The sequence below is a fragment of the Bacillus sp. JJ1503 genome (assembly GCF_036965125.1).
Classification (GTDB): Bacteria; Bacillota; Bacilli; order Bacillales; family Cytobacillaceae; genus Cytobacillus.
Map to the genome: position 1 here is coordinate 1 of NZ_JBALOZ010000017.1, position 10,260 is coordinate 10,260.

Genomic DNA, 10,260 nt, shown 5'->3' on the forward strand with positions numbered 1-10,260 from the left:
TATTCGTTAACTAATTCTGCAAACTCCATAAATTTCCTTTTTTGATCAACTTAAATTTATAACACATAACCTTCCAACTTTATTCAAGAAAATGGCCCGATTGTGGAATAAGAAAAAATCCTGCCTATCAACACAGGATTTTTAATCAAACTTTATTTTAAATAATCGAATTTTATTTTAAATGATCAATCTTTTTTATATAACTACACCTATAACGAGTTCTTTTCCTCCTAAAATATCTTTCGTCATACATCAAATAAAAAAGACCATCAAAAGATGGCCTTTAACAATACTTAATAATGAATACTATTAGTAATGAATCAAAAAGTGTAGTTTTATGATACTCAACTGTGTTTTTAAAGCATAAGAATGTAACCTTCCTTTTTAAAGCATAAGGATGTCACCTTGACACTTTTATGGTTTAAGTCACAAGACAAATAAAAAACCACCAAATATGTATTTGGTGGAGACGGAGGGAGTCGAACCCTCGTCCAGAAACATCGGCACTTAAGCTTCTACGAGTGTAGTCGATATATTCGCGCTTCGCTGATCCTTATGCCTATCGACAGGCGTCCGGTCAGCTAGTCTGGTTGTGCTCTTCCTTTTCCCTCAGACGGTGAGATCCGGCGTAGCCCACTTAGAGTGAGTCCGCTACCCTACCACATGGGCGATGGAGGGGCGAACCGCTAAGCGCTATTAAGCAGCTAAAGCGAAATTGTTTTGTTGTTTGCCAGTTATAGGCTTTGACGTTTTAACGAGGCCGATCCCCTCGACTCGCGACCTAAGCTCGAACTATCCCTGTCGAATCCGTAGCGTCCCCATTATAAAAGGTCTGCACCGAAGCTTATTCTGCATGCTGACAACTAACGGAATGCTCAAGTTTAGCTGAGCTAAAGTTATGTGTCACTGCCTCGTGACAGTTATTATTATAGCACATCTAACCACAATTTCAATTGTAAGTTTTTGTAAAACAATCCTACATCTTCTGTCTTTCGCGGAAAGCACGGTCTACTTCACGTTTCGCTTCTTTCTTTTTCAGATCTTCACGTTTATCGTATTTCTTCTTACCTTTTGCAAGGCCGATTAACACCTTCGCAAAGCCGTTTTTCAAATATAGCTTTAATGGAACAATTGAATAACCAATTTCCTTCGTGTCGCCGATCAATTTGCTGATTTCTTTTCCGTGAAGAAGCAGCTTTCTTGTCCGCAATGGATCATGGTTGTAGCGGTTTCCCTGTTCGTATGGGCTAATATGCATCCCAATGAGAAAAACTTCTCCTTTTTCAATTCTGGCATACGAATCTTTTAAGTTAACTTTGCCTGCACGAATAGATTTGATTTCAGTTCCCTGAAGGACAATTCCAGCTTCATAGGTTTCTTCTATTGCAAAATCATGATAAGCCTTTTTATTTTGGGCAATCATTTTTCCTGCGCCCTTTGGCATGACATTTCCCCCTTACATTCTCTTCTGCAAGAACAAAACCTTTTGGGGGCTAACTAGCAGAAAGGAATTTTTCGATAACCTCATTGTAGCAAATTTCCAAGGCTCGCTCAATTAAGAGCCTAGGTGGATTGAAAAAGAGAGCCTAAAATTGATAAAGGCCCTCTAATATTATAAACTAACGCTTTTTACTCTTTCTCTTCGCTTTTGGGGCATTGTCGTAAAACTTCTTTTTCTTTCTTGGACTTTTTCCTGAATCTTTGCCATTATTATTTTTTCCTTGGCCTTGTTCAGATTTCCCTTTACGAGGCTTTCGCTCGCTGCTGCCAGTTCGGATAATCTTCGGTAATTCTTTGGAATCCCTTCTCCGAGGGGTCCCCTTCATGCCAACAATCTCAAAATCGATAGAACGCTCTTCCTTATTTACTTTAATCACTCTAACCGTAATTTCATCCCCGATTCGGAAGACATTGCCTGTACGTTCACCAATCATTGCTAGATGGCGTTCATCATAACGGTAGTAATCATCCGTCATATAACTAACATGAATTAGACCTTCAATCGTATTCGGCAACTCAACAAACATCCCAAAGTTCGTAACAGAGCTAATAATTCCATCATATTCTTGGCCAATTTTATCTTCCATATATTCAGCTTTTTTCAGCTCGTCTGTTTCCCGCTCCGCGTCAACTGCTCTTCGTTCCATATTGGAGGTATGCTCGGCAATATCCGGTAATAGGACATTCCATTTTTCTCTTGTCGTTGCATCTAGCTTGCCTTGAATTAAATACGTTCGGATTAACCGGTGGACAATTAAGTCAGGGTAACGGCGAATCGGTGAAGTAAAATGCGTATAAAACTCCGTTGACAGCCCGAAGTGTCCCAGGCTTTCCGGATAATATTTAGCCTGCTGCATCGAGCGAAGCATCACCGTCGAAACTACCATTTCTTCCGGCTTTCCTTGCACCTCTTCGATTATTTCCTGTAATGCCCGCGGATGTACAGCATTGGCCGTTCCTCTAACTAAATAACCAAAGTTCGTAATAAACTCGAAAAATCTTCTTAGCTTATCCTCTTTCGGATCCTCGTGTATACGATAGATGAACGGAACATCCAGCCAATGGAAATGCTCAGCCACCGTTTCATTGGCAGCAAGCATAAACTCTTCAATTAGCCTTTCTGCTGTAGAACGTTCACGAAGAACAACATCATTTGGCTTTCCTTCTTCATCCACAATTACTTTTGCCTCTTTAAAATCAAAATCAATGGCACCGCGCTTCATCCGCTTTTCTCGTAAAATTTGAGCAAGCTCTCCCATAAGCTGAAACATTGGGATTAGCGGATCGTAACGCTTCAGCAGTTCCTCATCCTGATCCTCAAGAATTTTATTCACATCCGAATACGTCATCCGCTCCGTTGTTTTAATCACACTCTGGAAGATTTCATGTGATATAACCTCTCCACTCGAGGTAATTTCCATTTCGCATGATAAGGTCAATCTGTCCACCTGCGGATTCAATGAACAAATGCCATTTGACAGACGGTGAGGAATCATCGGTATCACCCGATCGACTAGATAGACACTCGTTCCCCGGTCAGATGCTTCCCGGTCAATAGGGGAATCTTCCGTCACATAATGTGAAACATCTGCTATATGTACGCCAAGCTTGTAATTTCCATTTTCTAATTTTGTCACGGTAACGGCATCATCCAAATCCTTTGCATCAGCCCCATCAATCGTCACAATCGTTTCATTTCTTAAATCGCGGCGGTTTTCTAGATCGCTTTCCGCAATTGTATCAGGTGTACTATTTGCATGATCAATCACTTCATCCGGAAAAGCCATTGGCAGATTGTGTTTATGTATGATTGACAGGATGTCCACACCCGGATCATTTTTGTGACCGAGAATTTGAATGATTTCCCCTTCTGCACTTTTCCTGCCTTCTGGGTAAGTAGTCAGCTTCACTACCACTTTATGACCTTCCACTGCCCCTAAGGATGCATTTTTCGGAATAAAAATATCGCTTGTAAACTTCTTATCATCAGGCAGAACAAAACCAAAATGCTTACTCTCTGTGTAGGTTCCAACTATTTGCTGAATCCCACGTTCTAATATTCGGACGATGGTTCCTTCTCTTCTTTGTCCTGAGCTTTCCGAGCTGACTCGTGCTAGGACGATATCTCCATGCATCGCGTTGTTCGTTTCATTTGGCGGAATAAAAATATCATCCATCCCTGGCTCTTCAGGTATGACGAAGGCAAAACCCTTTGCATGACCCGTTAGCTTACCGCGGATCAGATTCATTTTTTCCGGCAGTCCGTAACGATTGCTTCTTGTTCTTACAACAAGCCCTTTTTCTTCCATTTGTACTAATGCCTTGACGAAGTCCTTGAAATCGGATGAATCCTCAATTCCAAATGCCGCCTCCATTTCTTGCACCGTCAAAGGTTTGTAAGCCTCATCCTTCATATAATAAAGGAGCTTATCAATAATCTGTTGAATATTTTCCATTTACTTTTCCCTCCCTCTCGAGGTTCGTTTCTATTATTCTTCCCAATTAAGTCTTTCTAAAAACTGATAGACGTCCTCATGCAGCATATCTTTCTCTTTATCGAACGTAATGACATGCCCAGATTCTTCGTACCATTTCAGCTGCTTTAAATCTGTTTCAACTGCGTTATAAATAATATTGGCACTGTCTGTATTAATCATGTGATCATGCCGTGCCTGTACAACAAATGTCGGTGAATAAACTGTATCCACATTCTGACGGACATCAGAGATCAGATTTTGCAGAGCCTTTAATGTTTTCATTGGCGTCTTGCGGAATTCATTCATTTCCTGCTCAATGATCTCTTCGGTTTTTCCTTCCAGCCTTTTATATTCCCGGGCATATTGCAGAATTCCTTCATACATCACTTCTTCGCTTTTTATATACATCGGCGCACACATCGTAGTAATTCCCTTTATAGGTACAGTGTAACCCAATTTTAGTGAAAATACGCCGCCTAATGACAAGCCGCACACAGCTATCTCCTGATGGCCTTTATTTTTCAAAAACTCGTACCCTTCCATGACATTTTTCCACCAGTCATCAGGTCCCGTAGAAATCAGTTCCTCCGGTGGAACCCCGTGTCCTTTATAAAGTGGCGCATGGCAGGTATACCCTTTCCCTTCAAGAAAACGTCCGAGCATTCTCATGTCCGCTGTGTTCCCTGTAAATCCATGCAACAGCAATACCGCGCGTTTTCCATTTCCAAAGGTAAACGGCTTCGGTGCTACAATTTTCATCTATGTAAGACTCCTTTTTTCTTAATTAAACGTTTGATTAAAAGCGTACGATTATTGATTTTAACAAGGTTTTTGGCGTATTAACAAACGTTTGATTAACTTGATTATCTATATTTTTAACNNGGATTACAATCCAATAAAAACCATCTTTAACAAACGAAAAAAAACCTGACCTTCGTAAGGCCAGGCAATTTTTTATAATGCGAAATACGAAACTAAAATAGTCAGAATAAAGAATAAAACAGAAAGAACAACTGTGATGCGGTGTAGAATTAAATCAAGACCGCGTGCTTTTTGCTTCCCAAAAAGCTGTTCCGCTCCTCCTGAAATTGCACCTGAAAGACCAGCACTTTTACCAGATTGAAGAAGCACCACAAGTATAAGTCCGACAGAAACAATCGCTAATAAAACAATAAATAATGTATGCATCAAGGCCACCTCCCGAAAACGCACAACTACAATATTTTAAATTTATCATATTTTTGTAAGATGTACAATAGTACGGCACGGGATTTACAAATGGTAATTTAAAAAAGAGGAATTCTTATATTAAGATTGAAGATATATGTATATTAAATAAGGAGTGAACATGTTGATTGTAAAAAAAAGAACCATTCCCCTTAAAATTCTAGCTTGTGAAGCATTATTGAATAGGTTGCCACCGAATTTTGAAAAGCGGCCACTAATTGAAAAAGATTTAGCAAAGCGAAAAGCAGGCTTCCGCGGTGAAGTGGCTACTGATTATTACATTAATAAGCTTACTGACAAGGAATTCACCATTGTCAAAAATCTTCGCCTATCCAACGGACACGAATACTTCCAGATAGATACCTTTATTCTATCCCCCACATTTGCTCTCATCCTTGAAACAAAGAATATTAGCGGCACCCTCTTATTCGATTCCAAATTTAAGCAGTTAATCCGATATATGAATGACAATGAAGATGGATTTTTGGATCCCATTACACAAGCTGAAAGGCAAAAGAGAGAATTTAAAAATTGGCTACAACAGCGTAACATTTCAATTCCAATCAAATATTTAGTTATGATTAGCAACCCGTCCACCGTCATTAAAACAGATCCCAAGAATTATGTTGCTTTTAAAGTCGTCTTACATGCCCATGAATTATTGGATCGTATTGAAAAAATGCAAAAATCATTTACCGAAGAAAAATATACGCAGCGGGAGATAAAAAGGATAGCCAAACTTCTAGTTACTAGCCACACCCCTGAAAAGGTCAATGTATTGGAGAAATACAAAATCTCTGTATCCGCCCTGATAACAGGTGTCCAATGCCCAAAATGTAAGCCTTCTCCGATGAAACGTATTTACGGAACATGGTTCTGTCCCGTATGTAAGCTCAAAGATAAGGCAGCCCATTATCAAGCTTTATTAGATTACTGTCTTCTAATAGGTTCTTCAATTACAAATCAGCAATTTCGGGAGTTTTTGAGACTATCTTCTCCAGATATTACAAAAAAGTTACTATTTTCTATGAATTTACCTCATTCTGGTTTAAATAAAGGCCGTATCTATCACCTTGACATCCTTATTAGATAGAGATATCGGTCAGTTTTAATGATATATCGGTCGACTTCACTATTATATCGGTCACTTTTTTGATATATCGGTCAGTTTATCAAATATATCGGTCAATTCACATATAAAAAGGTGACTGCCCCAGCAGTCACCCCATCCATATTACTTCTTCAAATTATAAAAACTCTTCAATCCATCATATACTGCTAAATCGCCAAGCTCGTCTTCGATGCGAAGTAGCTGGTTGTATTTTGCAATACGATCCGTACGTGACATAGAACCTGTTTTGATTTGGCCAGCGTTTGTTGCTACAGCGATGTCAGCAATTGTGGCATCTTCTGTTTCGCCTGAACGGTGGGAAACAACGGCTGTGTAACCTGCACGTTTCGCCATTTCAATCGCTTCAAACGTTTCTGTTAATGTACCGATTTGGTTCACTTTAATTAGAATGGAGTTGCCGACACCCTGCTCAATTCCTTGAGCAAGCTTCTTCGTATTTGTTACAAAAAGGTCATCTCCAACTAGCTGAACCTTCCCGCCAATGCGCTCTGTTAACAGTTTATGACCTTCCCAGTCATTTTCATCTAAACCGTCTTCAATGGAGATAATTGGGAACTCATTAACTAACTCCTCATAGAAGCTCACCATATCTTGAGAAGTTAAGCCTGTGCGGCCTTCGCCAGCTAAATCGTATTTGCCTGTTTCTTTATTGTAGAATTCAGAAGAAGCTACATCCATTGCTAAGTAAATATCTTTCCCAGCTTCGTATCCAGCGTTGCGGATTGCTTCGATAATCACTTCTAAAGCTTCACGGTTTGAGCCAAGGTTCGGTGCAAAACCGCCTTCATCCCCAACAGCCGTGTTAAGGCCTTTACCTGAAAGAACCTTCTTCAATTCATGGAAAACCTCAGTACCCATGCGGATTGCTTCCTTAAAAGTAGGCGCTCCAACAGGCATAATCATGAATTCTTGGAAATCTACGTTGTTATCAGCGTGTGATCCTCCGTTAATAATGTTCATCATTGGTGTCGGAAGCTGCTTTGCATTGAAGCCGCCAAGATAGCGATATAAAGGAAGACCCACAGACTCAGCAGCCGCGTGTGCTGCAGCCATAGATACGCCCAAAATAGCATTCGCGCCAAGCTTGCCTTTATTTTCAGTACCGTCTAATTCGATCATCGTGCGGTCAATGCCAACCTGATCCGTCACATCCATGCCGATAAGCGCTTCTTCAATAATATTATTTACGTTATTAACCGCTTTTTGAACACCTTTTCCAAGGTAACGGGATTTGTCACCGTCACGAAGCTCAACTGCTTCGTATTCACCTGTTGATGCACCAGATGGAACAATGGCACGGCCAAAGAAACCAGACTCTGTAATGACTTCTACCTCTACAGTTGGATTACCGCGGGAATCTAATACTTCACGAGCGTAAACATGTTGGATATATGGCATATCTTTTCTCTCCTTTAAAATCTTTTTTTTAGTAGTAAAAAATTTATTTTTTCACAAGCGTCTTTCCAGTCATCTCAGCTGGTTTCTCCAGCCCTAGCAAATCAAGCATAGTTGGCGCCAGATCACCAAGGATTCCGCCATCACGCAGCTCAATTCCAGCTGCCGTCACAATAACAGGCACAGGATTGGTCGTATGGGCGGTCATCGGGTGGCCATCAAGTGTTACCACTTCATCTGCATTTCCATGATCGGCTGTAATAATCGCTTTTCCGCCTTTTGCAATAATGGAATCCACAACTTTTCCTAAACATTCATCAACCGTTTCTACAGCCTTAATCGTTGGCTCGAGCATACCGGAGTGACCGACCATATCGGCATTGGCAAAGTTTAAGATAATCGCATCAAACTTATCCGCTTCAATTTCCTTCAATAAGGCATCTGTTACTTCATAAGCGCTCATTTCGGGTTTTAAGTCATATGTTGCAACCTTTGGCGAATTAATCAAGATTCTCTCTTCACCAGGGAATTCCGCCTCACGACCGCCGCTCATAAAAAACGTCACATGAGGATACTTTTCCGTTTCTGCAATTCGCAGCTGCTTTAAGCCATTCTGAGAAATAATCTCTCCTAGCGTGTTATCTAAGTTGTTCGGCTCAAATGCTACATATCCGTCTACAGTTTCACTAAAATGAGTCAAACATACGAAGAAAAGATTCTCCGGATGCTTTGTCCCCCGATCAAATGAACGGAAATCCTTATTCGTAAAGGTGTTCGAAATTTGGATCGCCCGGTCCGGACGGAAATTATAGAAAATAACCGCGTCATTATCTTGAATCGTTGCAACAGGCTCTCCATTTTCTTGCGTTATGACAGATGGAAGGACGAATTCGTCAAAAATCCCATGACTATAATTATCCTCCACCAAATCGACCGCCTTAGAATATGTTGGACCCTCACCGTATACCATGGAGCGATAGGATTTTTCAACCCGCTCCCAGCGCTTATCCCGGTCCATGGAGTAATACCGGCCAGAAATGGTAGCAAATTTTCCAACACCGTATTCCTTCATTTTTTCTTCTGCTGCTTTTATGTAGCCTCCTGCTGTTTGCGGGCCAACGTCACGTCCATCCAAAAAACCATGAACAAAGACGTTCTTTACGCCTTCTTCTGCGGCAAGATGCAGGAGTGCATACAGATGACTGATATGACTATGGACGCCTCCATCCGACAACAAACCCATAATATGTAAGTTGGTGCCATTCTTTTTCACATGGTCCATCGCTTTTAAGAATGTTTCATTTTTATCGAATTTGCCTTCGCGAATGGCCACGTTGACTCGAGTTAAGCTTTGATACACAATCCGGCCGGCTCCAATATTTAGATGACCCACTTCTGAATTGCCCATTTGTCCTTCAGGCAGACCAACCGCTTCTCCGGATGCCGTTAACGTGGAATGCGGGTATGTATTCCAGAACCGTTCAAAATTCGGCTTCTTCGCCTGATAAACGGCATTTCCTTTATGCTCTGCCCTTAAGCCGAATCCATCAAGAATAATTAAAGCTACCGGGGATTTACTCATACTTCCCTGCCTCCAATAATTGCAGGAAGGATTGCGCCTCAAGACTTGCTCCGCCTACTAAAGCCCCATCAATATCTGGTTGAGCCATATATTCTTTAATATTAGCGGGCTTCACACTGCCCCCATATTGAATGCGTAACGCTTCAGCAGCAGCCTGTGAAAATTGATCTCTCACTACTTGGCGAATATGGGCACATACTTCATTTGCATCCTCTGCTGTTGAGGATTTCCCCGTACCAATCGCCCAAATTGGCTCATAGGCAATCACTGTTTGTTTGACTTGTTCTTCAGACAAACCCTTTAATGCATTTTCAACCTGGGAACCAACAAACGCCATTGTCTCCCCGTTCTCACGCTGTTCCAGTGTTTCACCAACACAGACGATTGGCGTTAGATTGTATTTGAACGCAGCCAAAGTCTTTTTATTGACAGCCTCATCAGTTTCATTAAACATTTCACGGCGCTCCGAATGACCGAGAATGACATACGTGACGCCGATATCCTCAAGTGCTGCAGGACTGATTTCTCCTGTAAAAGCACCGCTTTCCTCAAAATGCATATTTTGAGCACCTATGCCTACACCATAGCCTACTAATGCCTCCAAAAATAGAGCAGGTGCACAAACTACTGTTTCAACCTTATCTTGGTCCGGAATCGAGCCATCGATTTCTTCAAAAAATGCTTTCGCCTCTGAAAGGGTTTTATGCATTTTCCAGTTTCCTGCAATAATTGGTTTACGCATGCTGGCACATCCTTTTTTGATAAAAAAATTTAGGGTTCACCGTTCGGGGGCATTATGACTGCCTTTGATACGGATATTTCCTGTCGAAGGGTGTTATGAAGGGCTCCTTAACTACCTTCCTCACGCTTTTTTCTTGTCGAAAGGCGTTATGAATGCTCCTTAACTACCTTCCTCACGCTTTTTTCATGTCGAAGGGCGTTATGAA

Annotated in this window: 8 protein-coding genes and 1 other RNA gene; 1 reads left to right on the forward strand and 8 read right to left on the reverse strand. The window is 41.1% G+C overall.

What is annotated here, in order from left to right; all coding sequences use genetic code 11:
• Nucleotides 1–461: 461 nt before the first annotated feature.
• The 5 genes from ssrA to secG all read right to left on the reverse strand — a co-directional run bounded on the left by ssrA (nucleotide 462) and on the right by secG (nucleotide 5,165).
• Nucleotides 462–820, reverse strand: a transfer-messenger RNA (tmRNA) gene (ssrA, locus tag V7149_RS02200).
• 156 nt (nucleotides 821–976) lie between these two features.
• On the reverse strand, nucleotides 977–1,444 hold the full coding sequence (smpB, locus tag V7149_RS02205) for an SsrA-binding protein SmpB (protein WP_335344031.1): 468 nt from the start codon (nucleotides 1,442–1,444) through the stop codon (nucleotides 977–979).
• A 175-nt stretch (nucleotides 1,445–1,619) separates the two neighbouring features.
• Nucleotides 1,620–3,956 (reverse strand): ribonuclease R, encoded by a 2,337-nt coding sequence (rnr, locus tag V7149_RS02210; RefSeq protein WP_335344032.1) that lies wholly within the window; start codon nucleotides 3,954–3,956, stop codon nucleotides 1,620–1,622.
• A gap of 33 nt (nucleotides 3,957–3,989) precedes the next feature.
• Complete coding sequence (locus V7149_RS02215; protein ID WP_335344033.1) at nucleotides 3,990–4,736, reverse strand: alpha/beta hydrolase; 747 nt, start codon at nucleotides 4,734–4,736, stop codon at nucleotides 3,990–3,992.
• Nucleotides 4,737–4,931: 195 nt separating this feature from the next.
• Nucleotides 4,932–5,165, reverse strand: a complete 234-nt coding sequence (gene secG / locus V7149_RS02220) for a preprotein translocase subunit SecG (RefSeq protein ID WP_335344034.1) — start codon at nucleotides 5,163–5,165, stop codon at nucleotides 4,932–4,934.
• A 163-nt stretch (nucleotides 5,166–5,328) separates the two neighbouring features.
• Between secG and V7149_RS02225 the strand changes: the two genes are divergently transcribed.
• Nucleotides 5,329–6,297 carry a nuclease-related domain-containing protein gene (locus V7149_RS02225; RefSeq protein ID WP_335344035.1) on the forward strand — a complete coding sequence of 323 codons (969 nt, stop codon included), beginning with the start codon at nucleotides 5,329–5,331 and terminating at the stop codon, nucleotides 6,295–6,297.
• A gap of 141 nt (nucleotides 6,298–6,438) precedes the next feature.
• On the opposite strand, the gene eno is transcribed toward V7149_RS02225, so the two are convergent.
• From eno to tpiA, 3 genes are read right to left on the reverse strand one after another with little or no spacing between them, the layout of a single operon-like run.
• Entirely contained in the window at nucleotides 6,439–7,734 is a 1,296-nt protein-coding gene (gene eno / locus V7149_RS02230; protein WP_335344036.1) for a phosphopyruvate hydratase, read from the reverse strand.
• A gap of 43 nt (nucleotides 7,735–7,777) precedes the next feature.
• Nucleotides 7,778–9,313: a 2,3-bisphosphoglycerate-independent phosphoglycerate mutase gene (gene gpmI / locus V7149_RS02235; RefSeq protein WP_335344037.1), complete on the reverse strand. Its 1,536-nt coding sequence runs from the start codon at nucleotides 9,311–9,313 to the stop codon at nucleotides 7,778–7,780.
• Nucleotides 9,306–10,055 carry a triose-phosphate isomerase gene (gene tpiA / locus V7149_RS02240; protein ID WP_335344038.1) on the reverse strand — a complete coding sequence of 250 codons (750 nt, stop codon included), beginning with the start codon at nucleotides 10,053–10,055 and terminating at the stop codon, nucleotides 9,306–9,308. The genes gpmI and tpiA overlap by 8 nt, the downstream gene beginning before the upstream one ends.
• Between the last annotated feature and the right edge of the window lie 205 nt (nucleotides 10,056–10,260).

Bases quoted from the DNA above. Each gene is read 5' to 3' on its own strand.
- smpB (WP_335344031.1), bottom strand. From the start codon at position 1,444: ATGCCAAAGGGCGCAGGAAAAATGATTGCCCAAAATAAAAAGGCTTAT.
- rnr (WP_335344032.1), bottom strand. From the start codon at position 3,956: ATGGAAAATATTCAACAGATTATTGATAAGCTCCTTTATTATATGAAG.
- V7149_RS02215 (WP_335344033.1), bottom strand. From the start codon at position 4,736: ATGAAAATTGTAGCACCGAAGCCGTTTACCTTTGGAAATGGAAAACGC.
- secG (WP_335344034.1), bottom strand. From the start codon at position 5,165: ATGCATACATTATTTATTGTTTTATTAGCGATTGTTTCTGTCGGACTT.
- eno (WP_335344036.1), bottom strand. From the start codon at position 7,734: ATGCCATATATCCAACATGTTTACGCTCGTGAAGTATTAGATTCCCGC.
- gpmI (WP_335344037.1), bottom strand. From the start codon at position 9,313: ATGAGTAAATCCCCGGTAGCTTTAATTATTCTTGATGGATTCGGCTTA.
- tpiA (WP_335344038.1), bottom strand. From the start codon at position 10,055: ATGCGTAAACCAATTATTGCAGGAAACTGGAAAATGCATAAAACCCTT.